This is a genomic window from uncultured Sphingomonas sp., from assembly GCF_913776855.1.
Classification (GTDB): Bacteria; Pseudomonadota; Alphaproteobacteria; order Sphingomonadales; family Sphingomonadaceae; genus Sphingomonas.
In genome coordinates this window covers 80,706-104,627 of record NZ_CAJYQD010000028.1, presented here as the reverse complement: position 1 = coordinate 104,627, position 23,922 = coordinate 80,706, and the positions used below count along the sequence as shown (strand labels likewise).

Sequence of the window (23,922 nt, the reverse complement as noted above, 5' to 3'; positions counted from 1 at the left end):
GGCTGTCCATCGTGGCAGCGAACGCGAAACCGGCTCGGCTTGTAACGATCAGGCGACGAGGCGGCGCGATTCATGGTTAAGCCCACCTTTGGGCGACGCCCACCCCTTTCATCTCGAAAGACTCTCCAGCGCACGCTGGGACCTGAGGCGATTCCTGTTGCGCTCCGTAACCCGGAGATCTGCCTTCGATGCAGCGACCCCTGGGTCTGAGGAGGCGAGTCCAGCTGTAATGGCTTGCAATCGCTGATCCATCAATGCGCGCCCCGGAAGCGGGCAAGGTTGTCGCCCGTTACCCGACCCCGCGCGGGAAAACGGTAACCACCCTCCCCTCAATCATCCTCATCCTCGAACCCGACCAGTTCGAGCGCGCGCGCCTTGATCTGGCGGGTCATGCACCAATGGACCAGCGCATCCTCGCGGCCGTGGGTCACCCAGACTTCCTTCGGCGCGATCTCGGTCAGGGTCCGGGTCAGTTCGTCCCAATCGGCATGGTCGGACAGGATCAGCGGCAGCTCGACGCCGCGCTGTCGGGCGCGGGCACGGACCCGCATCCAGCCGCTGGCCATCGCGGTGATCGGATCGGGCAGCCGCCGCGACCAGCGATCGCCCAGCGCCGATGGCGGTGCGACGATGATCCGCCCCTGCAAGTCGGCCTTCGTCGCCCCCGCCACGGGCCGCAGTTCGCCTAGGTCGACGCCCAGTTCGACATAGAGGTCGCATAATCGCTGCATCGCGCCGTGCAGGTAGATCGGGTCGTCGAACCCCATCGCCCGCGTTTCCGCAATCACCCGCTGCGCCTTGCCCAGCGCATAGGCCCCGACCAGCACGCAGCGTTCCGGCTCCGTCCTGAGCGCCGCCAGCAGCTTGTCGATCTCATCCCGCGTCTCGGGATGGCGAAAGACCGGCAGGCCGAACGTCGCCTCGGTCACGAACACGTCGCAGGGCACCGGCTGGAACGGGGCACAGGTCGGATCGGGGCGGCGCTTGTAATCGCCCGATACCACCACCCGTTCACCACCATGGTCCAGCACGATCTGCGCCGACCCCAGCACGTGGCCGGCGGGAACGAACGATATGTCATACTCGCCCATGCGGATGGTTTCGCCATAGGCGACCGCCACCCCGTTCTGCGGGCCATAGCGCGTCGCCATGATCGCCAGCGTTTCGGGGGTCGCCCACACCTGTCCATGCCCGCCGCGCGCGTGATCGGCATGGCCGTGGGTGACCAGCGCGCGCGCGACCGGCTGCGACGGATCGATCCAGACGTCGATCGCGGGCAGGTGAATGCCGCTGGGATGCGGGGTGATCCATCGGGCAAGGGCCATGGCGTCGAGATGGGGCGTTGGGCGACCGGTGCCAAGGTCGCCGCACCGACATGTTCGCCGCACCCCACCCCCTGCCCCGCCGGAATGGATCGAAGCCAGGGGCGACGGCCGTCACCCGGCGACCGGCCGCCGCAATGCCATTACGATCCGGTCGATTACCGCCAGCACCAGCAACGACGCCCCGAACAGCGGCAATATCACCCCCGACACGACCAGCAGGGTGATCGCACCCCGCAACCGCGCCCCGCTGACCGGTGGCGGCGCGGCCAGCCGCCCCTTCGGCCGCCGGCGCCACCACATCGTCACCCCGCTGACGACCAGCAGGACGATGGCGATGCACGGCACCAGCATCAGCAGCTGGTTCGGTAGCCCGAAATAGCGGCCCATATGGATCTGAACGCCCAGCTCCACCGCCTTTGCGCCGACGCCGTAGCGTCGCCAGCCGTTTTCCCACAACAGCCGCCCCGACCAGCGATCGAACTGCAAGGTCCGCTGCCCTTCCGGATGCCGGGGCGTAACCATGACGGTGTAGATACCGGTCGGCCCGGACGGCAGGTACAGGCGATAGCCGCCGGTAATCCCGGCCGCTTGTGCCGTTGCCGCAATGGCATCGGTGCCGGCGATGGCCGCCGGATCGGCCATGGCGCCGTGGTGCCCGCCCCCGCCATGTTCGGCATGGGCCGGGTCGGATGCCGGCATCGGTGCCATCGCCTGGCTCCACGGCACATCGCCCAGCATCGCCATCGGTGCGCTGTGCGGGGCTTCGTGGCCGAAGCGCGCGGCTTCGTTCCCGATGCCCAGCGCAGTGAACGCGCCGCGCAACAGGGGCCCCTGCACCACGGCCCACGGCAGGCCGGTCAGCAGCAGGAACGCGATCAACGCGACGCTCCACACACCGGTCACCGCGTGCAGGTCGCGCCAGAACACCCGCCCCCGCGCGCGCAACCGCGGCCACAATACGCCCGCCATCGACCTGCGCCCGCGCGGCCACCACAGGACCAGCCCCGACGCGATCAGCATCAGTGCCCAGCACGCCGCCAGCTCGACCACGGCATCGCCCCACGGACCAAAGGTCAGCGACCCGTGCATGACATCGGCGAACCCGACCAGCGTATGGGTGTAGACATAGCTGCCCAGCGCCCGCCCCGATGCCGGATCGACCATCACCTGGCGCGGTTCGCCGCTGGCGGCGTCGATCCACACCTTGGCCGGGCGGTCGGCTGCCTCGGGCAGGTCGATCCGCGTCGGGACGCCCGGCACTGACGCCACCGCCGCCGCGATCATCCGCGACGGCGGCAGCGGATGGGCGACCGGCGCCACGATCTGCAGCTCGGGCATCAACGCGTCGTTCAGCTCGTCCTTGAACAAATAGATCGCGCCGGTCACGCTCAGGATCAGCAGGAATGGTGCTACGATCAGCCCGGCATAGAAATGCCAGCGCCAGATCGTGCGATAGAGGCGCGCGTCGTTCATCGCCGCCCCCCGAACCGATAGCCGACCCGCACCGACACGGTGCGCGGATCGCCCGGATAGACGAAGTTCGCGCCGCCATTGGCGGTGTAGTAGGTCGCATTGCCGACATTGGTCAGCATCGCATCGATCCGCACCGGCCCCGCTTCGGTCCCCAGTCCCAGATCGAACAGCGTATAGCCATCGAGCGCGATCGCACTCCCGTTCACCAGCCGCCGCGCGCCGACATGATAGGCCCCGCCGCGCAGCTCGACCGGACCCAGCGTCACGCGGGTCGATGCGGTGGCGCTATGCTCGGGCGTATCGCCCAGTCGCGCATCTCGCATCGCCGCCGTCGTAGTGCGCGTCACCCGCCCGTCGAGATAGGCATAGCCGCCCTGCAGCCACCAGCCCTCGACCGGGGTCCACTCGCCCTCGACCTCGACACCCTTTACCTGCAACTGCCCCTCCTGCACCTGGAAGTTCACATCGACCGGATCGGTGACCGCTACGTCGTTGCGGCGGATGCGGAACGCCGACACGCTGGCGCGGAGCCGGTCGCGGGTCAGGCGGATGCCCGCTTCGACCTGATCCGACGTTTCGGGCCGGAACGGCGATCCGTCGCGGCTGCGCGATCCGACCACGGGGTCGACGTCGAAGCCCTTGTTATAGCCTCCGAACAGCGACCAGCCGCCGCCGATCCGCCATGTCGTGCCCAGCTGCCACGTCGTGTTCGCGATCGTATCGGCATCGCGGGTCGTACCCGCCGGCGTCGTGCGGCGGTTCTCGTAATCGAAAACCGAATGCCGCACGCCCGCAACGACGTTCCACGCATCGGTCAGCGCGACCTGATCCTGCGCATAGGCGGCAAATCCGTCGACCTTGCCCTGCGTAAAGAAGCTGAACGCCAGCCGGGGCTGCCGCGTGGCATAACTATAGACCGGGTTCAGCGCATCGATCGGCGCGATGTCGCCGGCGACGATATCGAACTGGCGAAAGGTCGGGCGCTCGGCGCTGTGTTCGATCCCGAACAACAGGCTGTGGTCGATGCCCAGCGTCGTGGCATGGCCGCTCAGGTCCAGTTGCGCGATGGTGTAGCGATCCGCCTCGCGTCCGCGTCGGCCGTTGCGCTGGATGCGGGTCGGCTGGCCGCTGACGGCGCCAAGCAGCCGCACCTGGTCGAGCGAGGTATTGAACTCCGAATATTGGAAGCGCGGGGTCAGTGCCCATCCCGCCCCCATGTCGAACGCCACCCACGCCTGGATCAACGGTGCATCGGCGACCAGGTCGGTGAAGTTCGGCTCGCCCAGAAACGCCGATCGCCGGACCGTCGCGATGCCGTTGCTCCGCACCGTCCCGATCACCGGCAGGCCCGGATTATTGGCGGTCGTGCGCCGGACATATTCGGCAACGAGATGCGCCGAGACCAACGCGCTCGGCCGCCATGCCAGCGTCAGCGCGACATTCTCCCGGTCCATATTCTGAAAATCGACGAAGGTGCCCGACCGTTCGACCTCCCCGGTCAGGCGGATGGCAAGCGTGTCGGTGACCGGCGTCGACAGGTCGATCGTCGCCATCTTCTGCCCATACATCCCGCCGGTCAGTGCCACCGACGCTTCGGGCGTGTCCGCCGGCTGCTTGGTGATGATCGACAGGATGCCGCCGACCCCCGACTGGCCATAGAGGACGGCGGACGGCCCCTTCAGCACCTCGACGCGCGCGATGTTCGACAGCGCGGAGGCATCGACATCCTCGTAATAACGCTGGCGGATGCCGTTGCGCATCTGGTCCGCGACGAACCCGCGGATCTTCAGGCCGAAGCTTTGGTAGCGCGACACGCGGCTGCCGCCGACATTGGCCGACGGCACCGCGCGCAGCATATCGCCGACGCTGCGCACGCCCCGCTCGATCAGTTCCTCTTCGTCCAGGACCTGGACCGATTGCGGTACGCGGTCGAGCGGAATGCCCGACTTCGCACCGAAATCGCCCGTCTTCGTGCCGGTTACGACGATCGTATCGTCCTGAACCGGTTCGTGCGCATCGTCGCGCGCCTGCGCCTGCGCGACCGGCGCGAGGCACAGCATGACCGCCGCTGCGGCCCATGATGATGACATGGAAAACTACCCCTGAAATCCGGGCGACGGGTCAGCGCCCACCGCCCGCGAAGGCCCGCATCGCCACAGGCACATGCGGGACCCGCGCAAAGCACCGGCACGCCCGCCCGCCGCGCACTCTGCGGCAGGCGCGAACGCACCGAACGGGATCAGGCGATACCGGGCGGCCCGCGCAACGGCGGCCGCAGCCTCACCGCCCGTCGTACCGGCAGCGCCACGACGATGCGCAGGCCCAGCATCAAGACAAAGGCGATAGCGATCGCGAGCACCACCGGATCGGCCCCGCCCAGCGACGGCGCGCTCAACCCCGAAAAGGCGCAGGGTTGCGGCTTGTTATCGTGCTGCCCGCCATCCTTGCGGTCATGTGCGCCATGCGCGGCGTCCATGGCCGTGCCATGGTGCATTCCTGCCATCGCCGATCCTGCCGCAATCGGCGGCACCGGCCCGAAACCCGAACACAGCGCGATGACCACGCGCCCCTCGACCAGCATCGGCATGAACCCCGCCGGCACCACCGCCTTCATCAGCAGCGCCACGGCAATCACCAACGCCGCCAGTGCGTTATGGGTCAGGAACAGGCGGCGGACGCGGGACACCGGGCGGTGTTAGCGGAGCGGGCCGTGATTGTCATGGTGGTTCCCGTTACCCCACAGTTCGCTCGCACTGCACCACCCCCTTGCCCTGACACCGCCCAATCCCCAAAGCAGGCGGCATGGCACAGGAATCCCCACTCGACCGGTTTCGCGACGTCCTGCGCGGCACATCGCGCGCGCTTGCCGAGGAGCCGGAGGTCGAGCTGGGCTTTACCGCCGATGCCCCGGTCGCGTCGGGCAAGCATATCAAGGTGCCGATGCCCGCCCGCGCGCTCCCCGCCGATCAGGTCGCGGAGGCACGCGGCCTTGCCGACGGCTTCGCGCTGAAGATGCGCTACCACGACACCGCGCTCCATGCCCGTGCGGCGCCGGGCGAAGCGGTGGCGCGCGCGGTGTTCGATGCGGTCGAACAGGCGCGGGTCGATGCGGTCGGGTCGGCGGGCTATGACGGGATCGCCGACAATCTCGACCGCGCGCTCGACCTCAGGATGCGCTCCGACCCGATCACGCGGGCGCGGACGCGGGCCGAGGTGCCGCTGTCGACCGCCGTGCAGCTGATGGTGCGCGAACGGCTGACCGGGCGGATGCCGCCTGCCGCCGCGATCCCCGCCATGGCGCTGATTTCCGACTGGATCGAGGAACGCGCCGGCACGCAGCTCGACGCGCTTGCCGGGCTGGCGGGCGATCAGGTGGCGTTCGGGCGCAGCATCACCCGCATCCTGCAGGACCTCGAACTGGTCGAGGGCGAGGTCGAGCCGGAACAGGCCGATGACGGCGGCGACGACTCGGAAGGCGAGGACGAGGAAACCCCGCAGGACGACGGCGACGACGAAGGCGAGCAGCAGGGCGGCGAGGGTCAGGTCGAGGCGCGCGGCGAGGATCGCAGCGACGACCAGGCCGAGGCGCGATCCGACGACCCGTCCGAGGATGTCGATGCCGAAGGCGACGACATGGCCGATGGCGAGGATGAGGGCGGCATGATGCCGGTCCGCCCCAACCGCCCCATCGCCGACCTGAACGCGCAGTTCGACTATCGCGCCTTCACCACCAAGTTCGACGAGGTGATCGCCGCGACCGAGCTGTGCGACGCCGACGAACTGGAACGGCTGCGCGCCTATCTCGACCAGCAGCTGGTGCAGTTGCAGGGCGTGGTGACGAAGCTCGCCAACCGGTTGCAGCGCCGGCTGATGGCGCAGCAGTCGCGGTCGTGGGATTTCGACCAGGAGGAAGGGTTGCTCGACGCCGCGCGGCTGGCGCGGGTGGTCATCAACCCGGCGCAGTCGCTGAGCTACAAGATCGAGCGCGATACCGAGTTTCGCGATACCGTCGTCACGCTGCTGATCGACAATTCAGGCTCGATGCGCGGCCGCCCGATCGGCATCGCCGCGATCAGCGCCGACATCCTCGCCCGCACCCTCGAACGGGTGGGCGTGAAGGTCGAGATCCTCGGTTTCACCACCCGCGCGTGGAAGGGCGGGCAAGCCCGCGAGGCATGGCTCGCCGCCGGTCGCCCGCCCCAGCCCGGTCGCCTCAACGACCTGCGCCACATCGTCTATAAACAGGCGGACGAGCCGTGGCGCCGCGCGAAGAAGTCGCTGGGGCTGATGATGCGCGAGGGGCTGCTGAAGGAGAATATCGATGGCGAGGCGCTGCTGTGGGCGCACGGCCGGCTGATCGCCCGGCCCGAGGATCGCAAGGTGCTGATGGTCATCAGCGACGGCGCGCCGGTCGACGATTCTACGCTATCGGTCAATTCGGGCAGCTATCTGGAGCGGCATCTGCGACAGGTAATCGCCTATATCGAGGGCAAGTCGCCGGTCGAACTGGTCGCGATCGGCATCGGCCACGACGTCACCCGCTGGTACAACCGCGCGGTCACGATCATGGACGCCGAGCAGCTGGCCGGCACGATGATCGAACAGCTGGCGTCGCTGTTCGACACGCCGTGAAGCCGGTCGCTCCGCCCGGCGGCTTTCGCGGGCCGGTGAAGCGGTCGATCACCATCGCCGGCCACGCGACCTCGATCAGCCTCGAACCCGGCTTCTGGACGGCGCTGGAAGCTGCGGCGGCGCGGCGGTCGTTGCCGCTGTCGGCGCTGGTCGCGGCGATCGACGGGCTGCGGATCGAGGGCGAGGATCCGCCGAACCTCGCCAGCGCGATCCGGTCGTGGTTGCTGGGGGAGGTTGGAGCGAATCGCCCGGCCGACAGCTGACGCCCCCATCGTCATTCCCGCGCAGGCGGGGATCCATTGCCGCCGACGTTTCGGCTCCAATCGCAGCGTCAGCGTTCATGGACTCCCGCCTGCGCGGGAGTGACGAAGATCAGTGGGGCAGCATCACGGCTGCTCCGGCAACACCGGCGACACCGTGACCTCGCCCCGGTCGCCAGCACGATAGCCGAGGCTCGCCCGCCCCTTCACCGGCCCGGCGACATCCGCCACCAGATAGAGCGGCCGCCGCTTGGACTCGACATACAACCGCCCGAGATATTCGCCGATCATCCCCAGCACGAACATCTGCACCGCGCCCAGGAACACGACGACCAGCATCGTCGAGGTCCAGCCCTGCACCGCGCTGCCCGAAATCCAGCCCACCGCGATATAGGCGAACAGCAGCAGCGACAATGCGGTCAGCACCAGCCCCATATGGCTGGCAAGCCGCAGCGGCGCGGTGGAAAAGCCGGTCACCGCGTCGAGGGCAAAGCGGATCATCTTGCCCAGCGGATATTTGCTTTCCCCGGCCAGCCGCTCGTCGCGGTCATAGGGGAACGGCACCTGCCGGAACCCGACCCACGCCACCATGCCACGAATGAAGCGCGCCTGTTCGGGCAGGCTGAGCAACGCATCGAGCGCCCGCCGGCTCATCAGCCGGAAATCGCCGGTGTTGAGCGGGATCGGCGTGTCGGTCACCCGGTCCAGCACGCGGTAGAAGGCGGCGGCGGTCAACTTCTTGAAGAACGTCTCGCCCTCGCGCTTGCGGCGCACGGCATAGACGACGTCGGCGCCCTCGGCTTCCATCACACCGATCATGTCGGCCAGCAATTCGGGTGGGTCCTGCAGGTCGGCATCGATGATGAGGATGCGTTCGCCCGCGCACAGGTCGAGGCCCGCGGTCAGTGCCAGCTGATGCCCGTGGTTGCGCGACAGGTTGATCGCGACCAGCCGGGGATCGGCCGCCGCCAGCCGCTCCATGACGGCCCAGCTCTGGTCGCGCGATCCGTCGTTCACCAGCACGATCTCGTGATCGTCGCCGACCACCGCGCGCGCCGCCGCCGCAATGCGGGCGTGCAGCACGTCGAGGCAGGCGGCCTCGTTGTAACAGGGAACGACGATGGAGAGCGCGGGACGGATCATGGGCGGTGGCGTTACCCCAAGCCGCGCGACAGGAAAAGCCGGATGGCACGCATCGCATCGCCACGATAGGATGCAACGACCGCCCGAGGAGAACCGCCGATGCGTGCGATGCTGTCGATCCTGCCGCTGTTGCTGGCCGCCCCTGCCGGCGCCCAGATCTGGGACGGGGGGCGATCCGCCGTTCGCGAGATGCCGGCACCCCCGACCGCCACGTTCGACCGCGACCTTGGCGACATCAACCGGTCGATCCGGGACGGGCGCCGGCGCGGCGACCTCACCCGGTCGGAAGCGCGCGCGCTCTATGCCGAAAGCGCGATGGTCGAACGCCTGGCGCGACAGGCGCGTGCCGGCGGTCCCGCTTGGTCCGATACTTCCGCGCTCGACCAACGCACGCGGGCTTTGGGCGCACAGGTCGCGGCGGCGCGCGCCCGACCGCGCTGACCGGCTTGCAATGTAGGATTTCGCCCGCCAGCGTCCCCGCCCCCAGCAACAGGACAAAGGACCGGCGATGATCGAGGCTGCGGTCGGACAGGATGGCGCAAATCGCCCGGACGATGTGCGGACGCTGCAATGGCTGTTGCTGCGCATCGGGATCGAACCGGGCGGGATCGACGGCATTGCCGGCCCCCGCCTGATCGCGGCGATCCGCACCGCGCAGGATCGCTTCGGGATCGCGCCCGACGGCCGGGTCGATCCCGGCGGCACGACGCTCGCCCGGCTGCGCGCGGCGCCGGCGCGGTGGGACGATGACAGCAGCGACTGGCCGCAGGCGCGCAAGCTCGCCAGTCTCGATCCCCGCTTCCGTCCGCGCGTCGTGGCGGTGATCGCCCGGCTGCGCGCCGACCGGTTTCGCCCCACCATCGTCTATGGCTGGCGATCGGTCGCGGTGCAGGAACGGCTGTTCCGTGCAGGGTCCAGCAAGGTCCGCTTCAGCTTCCACAACGCCCGGACCCCCGATGGCCTGCCCGCCGCCTGGGCCGCCGATCTGGTCGACGAACGCTGGTACTGGCGCGAACCCGACGCCCATGTCTTCTTCCGCGCGCTGGGCAAGGCGGCAAAGGCCGAGGGGCTGGTATGGGGCGGCGACTGGAAATTCCGCGACTGGGCGCATGTGCAGGGCCGCCCGAATGGCGACCTGGCCGCCGTCCGCCGGGCGAGCGGGGCGTGACGCCTTAGCCTCAGATGCCGCCCAGCTTTGCCAGCGCCCACGCCGCCGCCTCCGCCACCACCGGATCGGCATCGGCGCACGCCGCGCGCACCGGTTCGACCAGCGCCGCGTCGCCGCTGTTGCCCGCCGCGATCAGCGCGTTGCGCACCATGCGGTTGCGCCCTATCCGCTTGATCGGCGATCCGCGGAACACCTCGCGAAAGCCGGCATCGTCGAGTGCGATCAGGTCGGCCAGCCGGGGTGCCGCCAGTTCGGCGCGCGCCGCGAACGCCCGGTTCGCCGCCGCCGTTGCCGCGAACTTGTTCCACGGACACACCGCCAGGCAATCGTCGCAGCCATAGATGCGGTTGCCGATCCCCTCGCGCAGGTCGTGCGGGATCGGTCCTGCATGTTCGATCGTCAGGTACGAGATGCAGCGCCGCGCATCCAGCCGATAGGGCGCCGGAAACGCCCCGGTCGGGCACGCCACCTGGCAAGCATCGCACGACCCGCACGTATCGCGGCCCGCCCGGTCCGGCGTCAGGTCCAGCGTGGTATAGATCGCACCGAGGAACAGCCAGCTGCCATGCAACCGGCTGACCAGATTGGTGTGCTTCCCCTGCCACCCCAGCCCCGCCGCTTCGGCCAGCGGTTTCTCCATCACCGGCGCGGTATCGACGAACACCTTCAGGTCGCAGCCCGATTCCTGCGCCAGCCAGCGGCCGAGCTGCTTCAGCGCCTTCTTGACCACATCGTGATAATCGCCGCCCTGCGCATAGACCGAGATGCGTCCGCGATCGCCGACCCCCGCCAGCGCCAGCGGATCGACGGCGGGCGCATAGCTCATGCCGAGCGCGATGACGGAGCGCACCTCGCTCCACAGGCCGGCAGGCGATCCGCGCTGTTGGCTACGCTCCTCCATCCAGATCATCGACCCGTGCCGCCCCTCGTCCAGCCACTGGCGCAGCCGCTCGGCGGTGCGCGGCGCAGCGTCGGCGCGGGCGATGCCGCACGCGACGAAGCCGCATTCGGCCGCCTTGGCACGAATCCGGTCGACAATATCGCTGGGGTGGGCCTTGTCTTGGATCACATCCCCCCGCTACGCTTTTCCAAGCGCACGCTAAAGAGCGTCGTTTGGGGGGATTAGCGGTTGCGCGACGATCATCTTGCTTTGCAGGCGACGGGGCTGGTCAAGCGGTTCGGCGACCGGCGAGTGGTCGACGGTATCGACCTGTCGGTGCCGACCGGCGCGGTCTATGGTGTCCTCGGCCCCAATGGCGCGGGCAAGACGACGACATTGCGCATGTTGCTGGGCATCATCGAACCCGATGAAGGCACCCGCACGCTGCTCGGCCATGCCTCCCCGCGCGACGCGTCCGACCGGGTCGGTTACCTGCCGGAGGAACGCGGCCTGTATCCCGGCATGAAGGCGCGCGAGGCGATCGCCTTCATGGGTGCGCTGCGCGGGCTCGACTGGTCGGTCGGGCGCAAGCGCGCGGGCGTCATGCTCGAACAGGCCGGCCTCGGCCACGCGATCGACAGCAAGATCCGCAAGCTGTCCAAGGGCATGGCGCAGTTCGTGCAACTGCTCGGCAGCGTCGTCCACCAGCCCGATTTTCTTGTCCTCGACGAACCCTTTTCCGGTCTCGATCCGGTCAATCAGGAACGGCTGGAGGCGCTGATCCGCGCCGAGCGCGACCGGGGGGCGACCATCCTGTTTTCGACGCACGTCATGGCCCATGCCGAACGGCTGTGCGACCGGCTGTGCGTCATCGCCGGCGGGCGCCGCCGGTTCGAAGGGACAGTGGACGACGCCCGCGCGCTGTTGCCGATGAAGGCGCATTATGTGCCGCACCACCCCGCCCCCGGCATCGCAGGCCTGCTGCCCGCCGATGCGCAGGAGGATCGCGGTGGCTGGCGCTTCACGCTGCCCGCCGACGGGATAGAGGGGATATTGGTGCGGTTGATCGATGCGGGATACGGCATTTCGGGACTGTCGATCGAACGGCCGGGGCTGCACGACGCGTTCGTCCGCATCGTCGGCGACGCCGCGCGGGGGGATGCCGCATGAGCAAGGGCGCCAGGCTGATCCGCCAGACCCTGACCATCGCACGGCGCGATTTCACCGCGACGGTGATGACACCGATGTTCCTCCTGTTCCTGCTCGCCCCGCTGCTGTTCGCCGGGTTCGGCCTGATGGGCAGCCTGGGCGCGATGACCGTGGGACAGGGCGCGGAGGGCAAGAAGAAGCTCTATGCCATCGCCGCGCCCGCCGATGCCGCGCGGTTGCGCGCGGCCGACGCGCGCATTCGTCCCGCCGTCGCGCCCGAACCCGGCCTGCCGCCGCTCGCGACGATCGCCCCCGCCGCCGATCCGGCGGCACAGGCGCGCGCGCTACTGTCCGATCCCGACATCGACGTGCCCTCGGTCCTGTACGGCCCGCTCGACCGGCCGCAGCTGATCCACGCCAACATCGCCTCCACCACCGTCAAATATCTGGCGGCACTGGCTGAACAGGCGGAACGCGACCGGCGTGCGGGGCTGAATGGCGCGCCGCTTTCGCAACCGACCTTCACCCGGATCGAACGCAACAGCACGTCGCTGGGGGGCAAGAGCGCGGCGGGAACGTTTGCCGTCGTCTCCCTGTTCGTCGTCACGCTGATGCTGGCGGGACAGGCGGTCGGCACCATGGCGGAGGAGCGCTCGAACAAGGTGATCGAGGTACTGGCCGCCGCCGTGCCGCTGGAATCGGTGTTCCTCGGCAAGCTGATCGGCATGTTCGGCGTGGCGATCCTGTTCCTCGCCTTCTGGGCGACGGTCGGGGCCAATATCACCGCGCTGCTGCCGTCCGACGTCGCCGCCGGCCTGTCGGGCATTGCCCCTGCGATCGGCTTTCCGGGGTTCGTGCTGCTCTACATCCTGTATTTCACGCTCGCCTATATGCTGCTCGGGTCAGTGTTCCTGACGGTCGGCGCACAGGCATCGACCCCGCGCGAGATCCAGATGCTGTCGCTCCCCATCACCATCTTCCAGATGGCGATGTTCGGGTTCGCGCTGGCCGCGATCGGCCGCCCCGACAGCTGGGTCGCGACTGCCGCCGAACTGTTTCCGTTCAGCTCCCCCTTCGCCATGGCCGGCCGCGCCGCGACCAGTACCGCGATCTGGCCCCATATCGCCGCGATCGCGTGGCAACTGCTGTGGGTGGCGATCACGATCAGCCTCGGTGCGCGGCTGTTCCGGCGCGGCGTGCTGCAATCGGCGGGGCCGAAGTGGAAGTGGTTTCGGCGGGGTTGAGCGGTTGCCGTCGCTACGCCACGTCGTCGCCCTGTCGATCCTGCCGCTGACGCTCGGCGCGGCACCGGTTACGCCGACCGGCCTGTGGCGGGCGGAAGGCTATGGACAGGTCTTGGCGGTAACGGGGGACCGGTCGGTCCTCTACCACGTCGCTGGTCCCTATTGTTACCCTGATCCCAATGCCGATGCCGCACAGGCGATCCTCGCGCAGGAGGTAACGACGCTCGGCCCCGACCGCATCGCCTTTTCGGACGGGCCGGGCCAGACGCGCTACGTCTATCGACGCATTGCGACGCTTCCCGCCACCTGCCGGACCACGCGCCGCTGGTCGGGCGGCGATATTACACGGCTGGTCGCGGCGACCTTCGCCGACCTCTATCCGCGCACCTCGGTACGCGAAAGGCACCGGCGACAGCTTGGCGCGCGGCTGGCGACGATTCCCGTCGACACGGCTTCCACCGACCTGTTCGACCGGCTGGCGGACGCGCTCGACACGCTCGACGACGCGCATGTCTCGCTCTCGGCAACGATCGACGGGCAGGAACGCAGCATCGAAAGCGGCGAGGCACCAACCCTGCGCGCGGTCCGGCACGATCCCGCATCGGGGGCCGATCCCGCCGCCCGCGAACGGGCATGGAACGACCGCTATCGCAACGGCATCACCGGCCTGCTGGCCGGCGGCGGCCATCTGGTCGCGCATCGCCGCATCCTGTGGGGCCGGATCGGGCGGATCGGCTATATCAACGTCCTGACGATGGGCGGCTTTGCCGAGGCGGGCGGGGACGACCTGCCCGTGCTGGATGCGGCGCTCGACGCCGCGCTTGCCGATTTCCGCGACCTGCCCGGTGTCATCGTCGATGTCAGCAACAATCGCGGCGGCTATGACAGCATCGGCCTGCGGATCGCCGGCCGCTTCGCCGCCCGCGCAGCCGGCGCCTATGCCAAGGCGCCGGTCGGATCGACCGCGTGGCAGCCGTTCCGCGTCGAACCGTCCCCGCGCATCCGTTACACCGGCCCCGTGGCCCTGCTGACCAGCGACATCACCGTCAGCGCCGGCGACACCTTCACGCTTGCGATGCGCGCGCTGCCCAATGTCCGCCATGTCGGTGCGCGGACACGCGGCGCATTGTCGGACCAGTTGGTCAAGCCGCTGCCGAACGGCTGGACCATGACCCTGCCCGCCGAAACCTATCGCGCGGCCAATGGGCGCTATTACGAAGGCAGCGGGATTCCACCGGCCGACCCGGTGGCCCCGTTCCTGCCCGACCACACGACCGTTCTCGCGCGCCTGGCGGCCAGGATGGCGGCGGCCGCCAGCCCTATTTCGTGACCAGTGTCACGATCGACAGCCCTGGCGGCATCGGCACGCGGCCGATCAGGAACCGTTCCAGCCGAAAGATCGCCTCGAACGCGGTATTGAGCGGCTTGGGCGGCGGCGAATCATCGCTGTCGTCCTTGCCGCGAATCTTGCCCGCGACCCGCGCCGCGACGGCGGCGGGGAACAGCAGCGAATTGAAATAGCGCAGGCCGTTATGCTTAAGGCCCGCGTCGGCGATCGCCTTGGCCAGCGTCGCCTTCGAATAGCGGCGATGATGGTGGTTCACGACATCGTGCGCGCTCCACATCCACTGGTGCGCCGGGACCGTGACCAGAATCTTGCCGCCCGGCGCCAGCCGATCGGCCATGCCGCGGAACGTCGCCACATCGTCCTCGATATGCTCGACCACATCCAGTACCGCGATCATGTCATACGGACCGGTCACCCCGGCCAGCGTCGGCAGCGGCGCGGTGCCGACCGGCTTGCCCAGCCGCTCGCTGGCGATTTCGCGCGCCGCCGGATCGATCTCGATCGCGTCGACATCCCCGAACGCACCCAGCATCGGCAGGTTGTGCCCGGTACCGCATCCGATCTCGAGGATGCGCGCGCCCGGTTTCAGCCCGGCATAGCGCTCGACATAATCGGCCAGGATCTCACGCCGCGCGCGATACCACCAATGCGTCGAGTCGTGTGCCGCCATGCGGTCGTAAACGATGCGGTCCATCTTATCCGAATACCCATGAACGATTGAGCGCGAAGGTGGCGAACGGCGTGACCAGCACGGCGGGGATCAGCGGCGACCAGTCGGCCAGCCCCGCCAGATCGACCATGCCGTAGGTGAAGAGGCCGTTCAGCACCATCCCGAACCCCTGCACCACCAGGAACCTGATCGGCTGTTCGGCGCCCCCCGTGCGCGTGCCGTGTCCCTGAAAGCTCCAGCGACCATGCGCAACCCAGCCGAAGGCGGCCGCGACGACGAACGCCGGGATCACCGCGACGAACGCATAGCCGGTCGGCAGGACATGATAGACCAGCGGCAGGTACACCGCCGAATAGATCACCGTCGACAGCCCGCCGACGATGCCGAAGCGGATCAGCTGCCCCAGCACTCCGTCCGCCATCAATCTTTCGATCCGCGCGATCACCCGCGTGCCACCCTTGTCCTTTGCGCGCCATCCGATACAGCGCACAGCCACTGCCACCATGGCAGGACAGCCGCCGTAGAATGCGCGGGGGCCTTGGGAAAGCGATTTTGACCGACACGCCCGCGCGCTTCACCGAACTCGACCGTCACTGGCGGCGCTGGCTGCTGCTCGCCTGGGTGGCGATCGCGGCATGGTTCCTGTGGCAACGCTGGAATGCGGTCCACTGGCTGGCCCTGTCTGACACCGACGACAATATGCGCCTGATGCAGGTCCGGGCTTGGATGAGCGGCCAGGGCTGGTACGACCTGCGCCAGTACCGGCTGAACCCGCCGGGGGGCCTCGACATCCACTGGTCGCGGCTGGTCGATCTGCCGATCGCCGGGCTGATCCTGTTGTTCAAGCCGTTTGCCGGGCCGGTCTGGGCGGAACGCCTTGCGGTCGGCATCGCACCGCTGTTGCCGATGGGCGTGGCGATGGCGGCGCTGGCGGTGACGGTGCGCCGGCTGGTCGCGCCGCTGGCGTGGCCGCTTGCCGTCGTGTTCCTGCTCGGCTGTTCGTCGACGCTGCTGATGTTCATGCCCGAACGCATCGACCATCACGGGTGGCAGCTCGCCTGCCTCGCCTGGACCGTCGCCGGCCTTGCCGATCCGAAGCGCGCGCGTGGCGGAGCGGTCGTCGGCTTCTCCTCGGCCTATTCGCTGACCATCGGTCTCGAACTCCTCCCCTATTGCGCGATGGCCGGCGGGATCGTCGCGTTGCGCTGGGTGTGGGACCGGGCGGAGGCGCGGCGGCTGACCGTCTATGGCGCGACGCTGGCGGGCGCCAGCGCGATCGGCTTCGTCGCCTTTGCCTCCAACACCAATTACGCGATGCGCTGCGACGCGCTGACCCCGGTGTGGCTGTCGGCAGTGGTCGCGGGCGGTGCGTTTCTTGTGCTGCTGGCGTGGATCAGCCCCAAAGCGTGGCCGGTGCGGCTGGTCCTGACGCTCATCGCCGGCGGCGTGCTGGCGGCGGCGTTCGCGACGCTGTTCCCGCAATGCCTCGGCCGTCCCGAAGGCGTGTCGGAGGAACTGGCCCGCACCTGGCTGAACAATGTGCGCGAGGCGAAACCGCTCTACACTATGCCCGGCCGCACGATCCTGCTGATCGTGACCGGGCCGATCATCGGCCTGTTCGGCGCGATCCTCGCGACGTGGCGCGCGCGCCGGTCGGCGAATTTCGTCGGCTGGGCGGTGACGACGCTGTTCACCGCGTTCGCAGTGGCGATGCTGTTCTGGCAGATCCGCTCGGGTCCCGCCGCGCAGCTGCTGGCGGTGCCCGGCACCGTCGCGCTCGCCTGGGTCGTGATCCCGTGGTTCCTGTCGCGCAAGAGCGCGGCGGCGCGCGTGCTGGGGACGGCGGGGCTGGTCTCGGTCCTGCTGCTCGGCAACCTCGCCGTCGATCAGGTCGGCAAGCTGTTGTCGATGCTGCCCGACCGCGGCCTTGCCGCCCATGTCCGCATCAAGCCGCAGGACGCCCGGACGAAACAGGTGCTGCGCGCCGGCGCCCGCTGTGCCAGCCTGCCCGCGCTGCAGGCGCTGAACCGCATCCCGGCGGCGGTGATGTTCACCCATGTCGACCTTGGCCCGCGCCTGATCGTCGCGACGCACCATGACGGCATCACCGGTCCCTATCACCGCAACGGCGACGCGATCCTCGACGTGCATCACGCGTTTCAGGGCGATCCGGAGAATTTCCGCACCATCGCCCGGCGGCATGGCGCAACCTATCTGCTGACCTGCCCGAACATGGCGGAGACCACCGTCTATCGCGCTCGCTCGCCCGGCGGCTTCTACGACCTGCTGGCGCACGGCAAGGTGCCGGGCTGGCTGACACCGGTACCGCTGCCCAAGGGGTCGCCGCTCAAGCTGTGGCGGATCGAGTATGGCGACATGGCGGGGCAGTAGGCGCTTCTTCACCGCGACCAACCCCCCGCCCCACCTGCCCCAAGACGTCGCCCCAGCGAAGGCTGGGGCCTCCCGCGGCTCCTGCTGCGCGCTGCAAGCGGGAGATCCCAGCCTTCGCTGGGATGACGCTGGGTGCAAAGGGGAACCAGGCATTGCTCTCCCGCGCTCCTCCATAACGCAAAACGCCCGCCCCCTTTCGGGGACGGGCGTCTCAACCGGGAGGTTGACGCGCTTAGCGTGCCGCGACCAGCGCCGCGCTCGGCAGCGGCTTGGCGATGCGGAAACGGACCGCGCGGCCGCCGACGTCACCCGACACGGTGCGGTCGCGCACGACCAGGCGGAACGGTTCGCCGGTCGTCTTCACGGTGCCCGACAGGACGGTGTCGCCCTGCTCGGTGACGCTGCGGCTGTAATCGAACTTGTACCCGTCACGCTCGATCTCGTTGGCCGAGGCGAGGGTCGGGATCAACATGCCCGCAGCGACGAGGGCAACGCGAAAGGCGGCGGCGGCGGCAAGGCTGCGCATGGGTCTGTCTCCGGTGGATTGGGGTTCGACGCTCGGGCGTCGTTCGTTGACCGGAGAAATGCATGGTGCAGCGCAATATCGCAACTGCACAGGTTTTCAGTGCAATTGCAGAAAACGAAATCGTTATTCGGGCAGGAAACGATGCACCACATCGCGCGCCAGCCGCGCCGGCCGCTTGGTGATCGCATCCAGCGAACACCAGGTACTCTGCACTTCGGCCAGAACCTCCTCGCCGCGCTTGATCAGCGTCGAGAAATAGGCGCGCACGCCCTCCACCCGTTCGGCCACGACCGTCGCGACGATCGGATCGTCGAGGAATGCAGGCCGGCGATAGGTGATCTCGTGCTTCAGCGCGACCCACAGGTGCTTGGCGACCGCATCGGCGGGCGCGACCCGCTCCCAATAAGCGACGACCGCGTCCTGTACCCACGACAGGTACACCGCATTGTTGACGTGACCCATATGGTCGATGTCGCCCGGCGCGACGGCGAGCGGATGCTGGTGTGCCATGGGAGTGGGATGGGCGTTGCTGACACCCGAGTCAATGCGAGTCGCGGTGGAGTGAGGGGATGCACCGGCTGACCACCCCCTCTTCGTACCCCGGCGAAGGCCGGGGTCCAGTTGGGAAACGTTCGTTGCAATCCACCGGCGTCCCCCAACTGGACCCGGCCTTCGCCGGGGTACGGACGGTTTACGCTAGAGACGCCCCTAAGCCTTCCCCACGACACTCTCCGGCAGGTCCTTGCCGAACACCCGCTGGTAATATTCCGCGACCAGCGCGCGTTCTGCCTCGTCGCACTTGTTCAGGAACGACAGGCGGAACGCGAAGCCGACATCGCCGAAGATCAGCGCGTTCTGTGCCCAGGTAATCACGGTGCGCGGCGACATGACCGTCGAGATGTCGCCGTTGACGAACCCGCGCCGCGTCATGTCCGCCACGCGCACCATCTTCTCGACCGCTTCCTTGCCGCCCACCTTGTCATACTCGCCCGACTTGGCCAGCACGATCCGCGCCTCGGTCGCGGCGGGCAGATAGTTCAGCGTGACGACGATGTTCCACCGGTCCATCTGCCCCTGATTGATCTGCTGCGTGCCGTGATACAGCCCCGACGTATCGCCCAGGCCCACCGTGTTCGCGGTCGCGAACAGCCGGAAATACGGGTTCGGCCGGATCACGCGATTCTGGTCGAGCAGCGTCAGCTTGCCCTCGGTCTCCAGCACGCGCTGGATCACGAACATCACGTCGGGGCGGCCGGCGTCATATTCGTCGAACACCAAAGCGGTCGGGGTCTGCAGCGCCCAGGGCAACAACCCCTCGCGGAACTCGGTGACCTGCTGCCCGTCCTTCAGCACGATCGCGTCGCGCCCGATCAGGTCGATCCGGCTGATATGCGCGTCGAGGTTGATGCGGATGCATGGCCAGTTCAGGCGCGCCGCGACTTGTTCGATATGGGTCGACTTGCCGGTGCCATGATAGCCCTGCACCATCACCCGCCGGTTGTGGGCAAAGCCCGCCAGAATCGCCAGCGTCGTGTCGGGGTCGAACACATAGGCCGGATCGGCATCGGGCACGCGTTCGTCGGCGACCGAAAAGGCGGGCACTTCGAGGTCGCTGTCGATGCCGAACATCTCGCGCACCTTCACCATCCGGTCGGGCGCGCTCAGGATCGTGGTGTCGGACGGCTGGGGCATAGTGTCGGTGGTCATGCGGGCCTTTCGCGTGGGCGCGAATGGATGCGCCGCGGCGGTCTTTAGGACGAAGCGGGCCGCCTACTCAACCTTCGGCGGCAATCGGAACAGGGTCGTGAACCGTTCGGCGATGGCACGGTTCCCGACGACCGCCACTCCCTCCGCCATCGCCAGCGGCTTCGCGCCATAGACGACCGGCAGGAACGCGCCCGGCATTCCCGACAGCGTTGCCTCGGCATCGTCGGCCACCCCGCGCCGGACCTGCAATGCACCGTCCGCCAGCACCGCGACATAGGGGTCGTCGCCAAAGCGGAACGCGACCGTCGCCTGCCATGCCCCTGCCCGCTCCGGCACCAGCAGCATCTTGAGCGACAGCATCAGCGACACCGCCGAAAACGGCAGCGTCGGATCGTGCGTCGGCGACCGCAGCGCCCATTTCGCCAGCGCCAGCACCACCGGTTCCGCCTCATAGCCCCAGCGGGTCAGCGCATAGACCTGCGCATTGGCGGGCGGCGGGAGCCGAAGCCGCTCGACGATCCCCGCCGCCGCCAGTCCGGCCAGCCGCTGCGTCAGGACGTTCGCGCTGATCCCCGGCAATCCGGCGCGCAATTCGCCGAACCGGCGCGGCCCCAGCAATAGCTCGCGGATCAGCAGCAGCGCCCAGCGTTCACCGACATACTCCATGCCCAGCGCCGCGCCACAGGCATCGTCGTAGCGCCGCTTCGCATCATTGGTTACTTTTTCTAACTCCATCGTTGCTTTTTCTAACCCCGAAGCGCATCCAACACAAACAGCGATTCGGTTGAGCAAGGGAGAGGGTGCCGTGCCGAAGATGATTTTTGTGAACCTCGCGGTCGCCGATGTGCCCGCGGCGACGCGCTTCTATGAAGCGATCGGATTCGTGAAGGACGATCGCTTCTCGAACGAACGCGGGTCGGGCATGACCTGGTCGGAAAGCATCCACGTCATGCTGCTCGACCGCGAATTCTACGCGACCTTCACCCCCAAGCGGATCATCGACGCACGGACCGAAAGCGGCGTGCTGCTCGCCCTTTCCTTCGACGACCGCGCCGGCGTCGATGCGATCACCGTGGCCGCGCTGGCGGCGGGCGGACGCGAACTCCACGATCCCGAGGACGAGGGCTATATGTACAGCCGCGCGTTCGAGGATCTCGACGGCCATGGCTGGGGTCCGTTCACCATGGACATGGCCGCCGCCGAAACGGCCCATGCCGATGGCGCGGCGTGACCCGCCCGGTCATCACCGCCTTCGACTGGGTGCCCGACTTCGCGAAGGGACAGGTCCGCGATCTCCGCGTCCGCTGGATGTTGGAGGAAGCGGGCCAGCCCTATGACGTGCAGTATCTGGCGCAGGGCGCACAGAAGCGGGCCGAGCATCGCGCCCGCCAGCCCTTCGGACAAGTGCCGACCTATCGCGACGGCGACCTGACGCTGTTCGAATCGGGCGCGATCGTGCTGCACGTCGCCGAACGCCACGGTGTGCTGCTGCCGACCGACCCGGCGGGCCGGGCACGCGCGACCGAATGGCTGTTCGCCGCGCTCAGCACCGTCGAGCCGCCAGTCATGGACCATGCCGTCGCCACGCTGTTCGAACGCGACGCGCCCTGGTCGAAACCCCGCCTGCCCGCGGTTCGTACGCGCATTGCCGAACGCTTCGGCGAAGTGGCGGCCCGGCTGGGGTCGCGCGAATGGTATGACGACGCCTTCAGCATCGGCGACCTGATGATGATCGCCGTGCTGCGGATCATGGAGGGAAGCGAACAGCTCGCCGCACATCCGACGCTGGTCGCCTATGTCGAACGCGGCACCGCCCGCCCCGCCTTTCGCCGGGCGCTCGCCGCGCATTTGGCCGGCTTCACCGGCGAACCGCCCGCCGGCTACGCGCAATGGGCGGCCAAGGGAGAAAGCGCATGACCTATATCGACGGGTTCGTGACCCCGGTGCCCCGCGCCAATCGCGCCACGTATGAAGCGCATGTGGAAAAGGCGGCGGCGATCTTTGCCGATTTGGGCGCGACGCGGCTGGTCGAATGCTGGGGCGACGACGTGCCGGCGGGCACCCATACCGACTTCGCGCGCGCGGTCGCGCTGGCGGAGGGGGAAGATGTGCTGTTCAGCTGGATCGAATATCCCGACCGCGCGACGCGGGAAACGGCGGGCGCAGCGATGATGGCCGATCCGCGCATGGCGGCGCTCGACATGCCGTTCGATGGCAAACGCATGATCTATGGCGGGTTCGACGGCGCGATGGTGAGCGGCGATGGAGCGACGCCCGGCTATGTCGATGGCTGCCTGACCCCGGTCGCCGTGGCCGACCGCGACGCCTATCTTGCCTTCGCCGCCGAATCGGCCGGTATCTTTCGCGACCATGGCGCGCTGCGCGTGGTGGAGGGTTGGGGCGACGATGTGGCCGTCGGCACCCATACCGACTATGCCCGCGCGGTCGATCTGCGGGCGGGGGAAGTCGCCTGCTATTCCTGGATCGAATGGCCGTCGAAGGACGCCCGCGATACCGGCTGGCAGGCGGTGATGGCCGACCCGCGCATGGCCGACCGTGCCATGCCCTTCGACGGCAAACGCATGGTCTATGGCGGTTTCACGCCAATTTTCGACCGCAACATGGGGGAAGACGCATGAACCGGCACGGCGATTTCATCTGGTACGAACTGCTGACCCGCGACATCGACGCGGCGGCGGCCTTTTATGGCGAGGTGATCGGCTGGACCGTACAGGATTCGGGCACGCCCGGCATCGACTATCGCCTGTTCGTCGCCCCCGATGGACAGCCGGTCGCCGGGCTGATGGCGATGCCCGATGCGATGCCCGCCCCCCTCTGGCTCGGCTATGTCGCGGTCGATGACGTCGACGTGGCGACCGCCGATTTCGTGGCCGCCGGTGCCATGCAGCATATGCCGCCGACCACCATGCCCGGCGTCGGCCGCATGGCGATGCTGACCGATCCGCAGCACGCCGCGCTCTACATCATGCGTAGCGAAGGCACGGAAACCAGCACCGTCTTCCAGGCCGCCGACCGGGCCACGCCGGGGCATTTCGTCTGGAACCAGCTGACCGCCGCCGACCCCGATGCCGCCATCGCCTTTTACGTCGATCGCTTCGGCTGGCGACAGGAAGGATCGATGCCGATGGGGACATGGGGCGACTACAAGTTCCTGCTGAGCGGCGACACGGCGATCGGTGCGGCGATGGGCATGGTGCCGGGCGGGCAGGCCGGCTGGCAATTCTACACCCATGTGGCCGACATCGACGCCGCCGCCGCGCGGATCGTGGCCGGCGGCGGCACGGTGTTGCAGGGGCCGGACCAGATCCCCGGCGGCAGCTTTTCGGTCGTCGCCGTCGACCCTATGGGTGCCCGCTTCGGCCTGGTAGGAGCGCGCGCATGACCGTTGAACACGAACTCGCCATCGAACGGCGCATCCCCGCCCCCGTCGACACGGTATGGCGCGCATGGACGCAGCATCTGCCCAAATGGTGGGCGCCGCGGCCGTGGACGACCGAGCTGCTCGGTCTCGACCTCATGCCAGGCGGCCGCTTCGCCACTACGATGCGCGGCCCCGGTGGTGAAGCGATGACCGGCGAAGGCGTGATCCTCGACGTCGTCGACCACCAGCGGATCGTCTTCACCAACGCCTTCGCACCGGGCTGGATTCCACAGCCGCAGCGCCTTGCGTTCGTCGGCGTCTTCACGTTCGAACCCGACGGCGACGGCGCCACCCTCTACCGCGCCGCCGCCCGGCACTGGGACGAGGAAACGGCTAAGATGCACGGCGAGATGGGGTTCGAAGGCGGCTGGGCGATGGTCGCGCAGCAGCTGGAGGCGGTGGCGCTGGGGCTGGATTGAGCCCCCCTCCGTCATCCCCACCCTTACCCTTCCCCCACCCACACCGTTCGGTTCGAGCAGCTTCGAGCCTGTCGAGAAGCGTCCGTCGAGAACCCTGCGTTCGGGGCAACCCCTTCTCGACTACGGTTCTCGACAGGCTCGAAGC

General features: G+C 68.3%; 25 protein-coding genes. 13 read left to right on the top strand and 12 right to left on the bottom strand.

The window, feature by feature from the left end; translation table 11 throughout:
• Positions 1–329: 329 nt before the first annotated feature.
• From QZ755_RS07495 to QZ755_RS07480, 4 genes are all read right to left on the bottom strand, one after another.
• The gene (locus QZ755_RS07495) at positions 330–1,325 is read right to left on the bottom strand and encodes a ligase-associated DNA damage response exonuclease (protein ID WP_294321451.1); all 996 of its coding nucleotides are present in this window, start codon (positions 1,323–1,325) and stop codon (positions 330–332) included.
• Between the two features lie 111 nt (positions 1,326–1,436).
• Entirely contained in the window at positions 1,437–2,798 is a 1,362-nt protein-coding gene (locus QZ755_RS07490) for a PepSY domain-containing protein (protein WP_294321448.1), read from the bottom strand.
• Positions 2,795–4,888 carry a TonB-dependent siderophore receptor gene (locus QZ755_RS07485; RefSeq protein WP_294321443.1) on the bottom strand — a complete coding sequence of 698 codons (2,094 nt, stop codon included), beginning with the start codon at positions 4,886–4,888 and terminating at the stop codon, positions 2,795–2,797. The genes QZ755_RS07490 and QZ755_RS07485 overlap by 4 nt, the downstream gene beginning before the upstream one ends.
• 149 nt (positions 4,889–5,037) lie before the next feature.
• Positions 5,038–5,484 (bottom strand): hypothetical protein, encoded by a 447-nt coding sequence (locus QZ755_RS07480; protein ID WP_294321440.1) that lies wholly within the window; start codon positions 5,482–5,484, stop codon positions 5,038–5,040.
• Positions 5,485–5,600: 116 nt separating this feature from the next.
• Here QZ755_RS07480 and cobT point away from each other — a divergent pair, with 116 nt between their 5' ends.
• Entirely contained in the window at positions 5,601–7,430 is a 1,830-nt protein-coding gene (cobT, locus tag QZ755_RS07475; protein ID WP_294321437.1) for a cobaltochelatase subunit CobT, read from the top strand.
• Entirely contained in the window at positions 7,427–7,693 is a 267-nt protein-coding gene (locus QZ755_RS07470; protein WP_294321436.1) for a ribbon-helix-helix domain-containing protein, read from the top strand. Before cobT ends, QZ755_RS07470 begins: the two co-directional genes overlap by 4 nt.
• A 123-nt stretch (positions 7,694–7,816) precedes the next feature.
• Here QZ755_RS07470 and QZ755_RS07465 read toward each other — a convergent pair whose 3' ends face one another.
• Positions 7,817–8,833, bottom strand: a complete 1,017-nt coding sequence (locus QZ755_RS07465; RefSeq protein WP_294321433.1) for a glycosyltransferase family 2 protein — start codon at positions 8,831–8,833, stop codon at positions 7,817–7,819.
• Between the two features lie 99 nt (positions 8,834–8,932).
• Here QZ755_RS07465 and QZ755_RS07460 point away from each other — a divergent pair, with 99 nt between their 5' ends.
• Positions 8,933–9,274 carry a hypothetical protein gene (locus tag QZ755_RS07460; protein WP_294321430.1) on the top strand — a complete coding sequence of 114 codons (342 nt, stop codon included), beginning with the start codon at positions 8,933–8,935 and terminating at the stop codon, positions 9,272–9,274.
• A gap of 67 nt (positions 9,275–9,341) precedes the next feature.
• Positions 9,342–10,001, top strand: coding sequence for a peptidoglycan-binding protein (locus QZ755_RS07455; RefSeq protein ID WP_294321428.1), 660 nt, complete (start codon positions 9,342–9,344; stop codon positions 9,999–10,001).
• A gap of 10 nt (positions 10,002–10,011) precedes the next feature.
• Here the strand turns inward: QZ755_RS07455 and queG are convergent, their stop codons facing one another.
• Entirely contained in the window at positions 10,012–11,070 is a 1,059-nt protein-coding gene (gene queG, locus QZ755_RS07450; protein ID WP_294321426.1) for a tRNA epoxyqueuosine(34) reductase QueG, read from the bottom strand.
• 60 nt (positions 11,071–11,130) lie between these two features.
• Between queG and QZ755_RS07445 the strand changes: the two genes are divergently transcribed.
• Genes QZ755_RS07445 through QZ755_RS07435 form a run of 3 tightly spaced genes read left to right on the top strand, consistent with a single transcriptional unit; the run spans position 11,131 to position 14,604 of the window.
• Positions 11,131–12,051, top strand: coding sequence for an ATP-binding cassette domain-containing protein (locus QZ755_RS07445; protein WP_294321423.1), 921 nt, complete (start codon positions 11,131–11,133; stop codon positions 12,049–12,051).
• Complete coding sequence (locus tag QZ755_RS07440) at positions 12,048–13,274, top strand: ABC transporter permease (protein ID WP_294321418.1); 1,227 nt, start codon at positions 12,048–12,050, stop codon at positions 13,272–13,274. The genes QZ755_RS07445 and QZ755_RS07440 overlap by 4 nt, the downstream gene beginning before the upstream one ends.
• A gap of 4 nt (positions 13,275–13,278) precedes the next feature.
• Complete coding sequence (locus QZ755_RS07435; RefSeq protein WP_294321415.1) at positions 13,279–14,604, top strand: S41 family peptidase; 1,326 nt, start codon at positions 13,279–13,281, stop codon at positions 14,602–14,604.
• Here QZ755_RS07435 and QZ755_RS07430 read toward each other — a convergent pair.
• Both QZ755_RS07430 and QZ755_RS07425 read right to left on the bottom strand, forming a co-directional pair.
• Entirely contained in the window at positions 14,594–15,316 is a 723-nt protein-coding gene (locus QZ755_RS07430; RefSeq protein ID WP_294321412.1) for a class I SAM-dependent methyltransferase, read from the bottom strand. The two genes, QZ755_RS07435 and QZ755_RS07430, sit on opposite strands and share 11 nt — an antisense overlap.
• A gap of 1 nt (position 15,317) precedes the next feature.
• Positions 15,318–15,788, bottom strand: coding sequence for a GtrA family protein (locus QZ755_RS07425; protein ID WP_294321409.1), 471 nt, complete (start codon positions 15,786–15,788; stop codon positions 15,318–15,320).
• 56 nt (positions 15,789–15,844) lie between these two features.
• On the opposite strand from QZ755_RS07425, the gene QZ755_RS07420 reads away from it, so the two are divergent.
• Positions 15,845–17,683: an AcrB/AcrD/AcrF family protein gene (locus tag QZ755_RS07420; RefSeq protein WP_294321406.1), complete on the top strand. Its 1,839-nt coding sequence runs from the start codon at positions 15,845–15,847 to the stop codon at positions 17,681–17,683.
• 232 nt (positions 17,684–17,915) lie between these two features.
• Here the strand turns inward: QZ755_RS07420 and QZ755_RS07415 are convergent, their stop codons facing one another.
• From QZ755_RS07415 to QZ755_RS07400, 4 genes are all read right to left on the bottom strand, one after another.
• Positions 17,916–18,209 carry a hypothetical protein gene (locus QZ755_RS07415; protein ID WP_294321402.1) on the bottom strand — a complete coding sequence of 98 codons (294 nt, stop codon included), beginning with the start codon at positions 18,207–18,209 and terminating at the stop codon, positions 17,916–17,918.
• A 123-nt stretch (positions 18,210–18,332) separates the two neighbouring features.
• The gene (locus QZ755_RS07410) at positions 18,333–18,719 is read right to left on the bottom strand and encodes a thioesterase family protein (RefSeq protein ID WP_055758154.1); all 387 of its coding nucleotides are present in this window, start codon (positions 18,717–18,719) and stop codon (positions 18,333–18,335) included.
• A 198-nt stretch (positions 18,720–18,917) separates the two neighbouring features.
• The gene (gene cobS / locus QZ755_RS07405; protein WP_294321398.1) at positions 18,918–19,916 is read right to left on the bottom strand and encodes a cobaltochelatase subunit CobS; all 999 of its coding nucleotides are present in this window, start codon (positions 19,914–19,916) and stop codon (positions 18,918–18,920) included.
• A gap of 63 nt (positions 19,917–19,979) precedes the next feature.
• Entirely contained in the window at positions 19,980–20,651 is a 672-nt protein-coding gene (locus tag QZ755_RS07400) for a helix-turn-helix domain-containing protein (protein ID WP_294321396.1), read from the bottom strand.
• Positions 20,652–20,730: 79 nt separating this feature from the next.
• Here QZ755_RS07400 and QZ755_RS07395 point away from each other — a divergent pair, with 79 nt between their 5' ends.
• Genes QZ755_RS07395 through QZ755_RS07370 form a run of 5 tightly spaced genes read left to right on the top strand, consistent with a single transcriptional unit; the run spans position 20,731 to position 23,777 of the window.
• Positions 20,731–21,147, top strand: coding sequence for a VOC family protein (locus tag QZ755_RS07395; RefSeq protein WP_366509166.1), 417 nt, complete (start codon positions 20,731–20,733; stop codon positions 21,145–21,147).
• Positions 21,144–21,833, top strand: a complete 690-nt coding sequence (locus QZ755_RS07390) for a glutathione S-transferase family protein (RefSeq protein ID WP_294321390.1) — start codon at positions 21,144–21,146, stop codon at positions 21,831–21,833. Before QZ755_RS07395 ends, QZ755_RS07390 begins: the two co-directional genes overlap by 4 nt.
• Entirely contained in the window at positions 21,830–22,555 is a 726-nt protein-coding gene (locus QZ755_RS15385) for a DUF1428 domain-containing protein (RefSeq protein ID WP_366509165.1), read from the top strand. The genes QZ755_RS07390 and QZ755_RS15385 overlap by 4 nt, the downstream gene beginning before the upstream one ends.
• The gene (locus QZ755_RS07375) at positions 22,552–23,319 is read left to right on the top strand and encodes a VOC family protein (RefSeq protein WP_294321387.1); all 768 of its coding nucleotides are present in this window, start codon (positions 22,552–22,554) and stop codon (positions 23,317–23,319) included. The genes QZ755_RS15385 and QZ755_RS07375 overlap by 4 nt, the downstream gene beginning before the upstream one ends.
• Positions 23,316–23,777, top strand: coding sequence for an SRPBCC domain-containing protein (locus QZ755_RS07370; RefSeq protein ID WP_294321385.1), 462 nt, complete (start codon positions 23,316–23,318; stop codon positions 23,775–23,777). Before QZ755_RS07375 ends, QZ755_RS07370 begins: the two co-directional genes overlap by 4 nt.
• Positions 23,778–23,922: the final 145 nt, after the last annotated feature.

What these genes read in the sequence shown, in the direction of transcription:
- QZ755_RS07495 (WP_294321451.1), bottom strand. Translation starts at nt 1,325, where the DNA reads ATGGCCCTTGCCCGATGGATCACCCCGCATCCCAGCGGCATTCACCTG.
- QZ755_RS07490 (WP_294321448.1), bottom strand. Translation starts at nt 2,798, where the DNA reads ATGAACGACGCGCGCCTCTATCGCACGATCTGGCGCTGGCATTTCTAT.
- QZ755_RS07485 (WP_294321443.1), bottom strand. Translation starts at nt 4,888, where the DNA reads ATGTCATCATCATGGGCCGCAGCGGCGGTCATGCTGTGCCTCGCGCCG.
- cobT (WP_294321437.1), top strand. Translation starts at nt 5,601, where the DNA reads ATGGCACAGGAATCCCCACTCGACCGGTTTCGCGACGTCCTGCGCGGC.
- QZ755_RS07465 (WP_294321433.1), bottom strand. Translation starts at nt 8,833, where the DNA reads ATGATCCGTCCCGCGCTCTCCATCGTCGTTCCCTGTTACAACGAGGCC.
- QZ755_RS07460 (WP_294321430.1), top strand. Translation starts at nt 8,933, where the DNA reads ATGCGTGCGATGCTGTCGATCCTGCCGCTGTTGCTGGCCGCCCCTGCC.
- QZ755_RS07455 (WP_294321428.1), top strand. Translation starts at nt 9,342, where the DNA reads ATGATCGAGGCTGCGGTCGGACAGGATGGCGCAAATCGCCCGGACGAT.
- QZ755_RS07440 (WP_294321418.1), top strand. Translation starts at nt 12,048, where the DNA reads ATGAGCAAGGGCGCCAGGCTGATCCGCCAGACCCTGACCATCGCACGG.
- QZ755_RS07430 (WP_294321412.1), bottom strand. Translation starts at nt 15,316, where the DNA reads ATGGACCGCATCGTTTACGACCGCATGGCGGCACACGACTCGACGCAT.
- QZ755_RS07415 (WP_294321402.1), bottom strand. Translation starts at nt 18,209, where the DNA reads ATGCGCAGCCTTGCCGCCGCCGCCGCCTTTCGCGTTGCCCTCGTCGCT.
- QZ755_RS07410 (WP_055758154.1), bottom strand. Translation starts at nt 18,719, where the DNA reads ATGGCACACCAGCATCCGCTCGCCGTCGCGCCGGGCGACATCGACCAT.
- cobS (WP_294321398.1), bottom strand. Translation starts at nt 19,916, where the DNA reads ATGACCACCGACACTATGCCCCAGCCGTCCGACACCACGATCCTGAGC.
- QZ755_RS07400 (WP_294321396.1), bottom strand. Translation starts at nt 20,651, where the DNA reads ATGGAGTTAGAAAAAGTAACCAATGATGCGAAGCGGCGCTACGACGAT.
- QZ755_RS07395 (WP_366509166.1), top strand. Translation starts at nt 20,731, where the DNA reads ATGATTTTTGTGAACCTCGCGGTCGCCGATGTGCCCGCGGCGACGCGC.
- QZ755_RS15385 (WP_366509165.1), top strand. Translation starts at nt 21,830, where the DNA reads ATGACCTATATCGACGGGTTCGTGACCCCGGTGCCCCGCGCCAATCGC.
- QZ755_RS07375 (WP_294321387.1), top strand. Translation starts at nt 22,552, where the DNA reads ATGAACCGGCACGGCGATTTCATCTGGTACGAACTGCTGACCCGCGAC.
- QZ755_RS07370 (WP_294321385.1), top strand. Translation starts at nt 23,316, where the DNA reads ATGACCGTTGAACACGAACTCGCCATCGAACGGCGCATCCCCGCCCCC.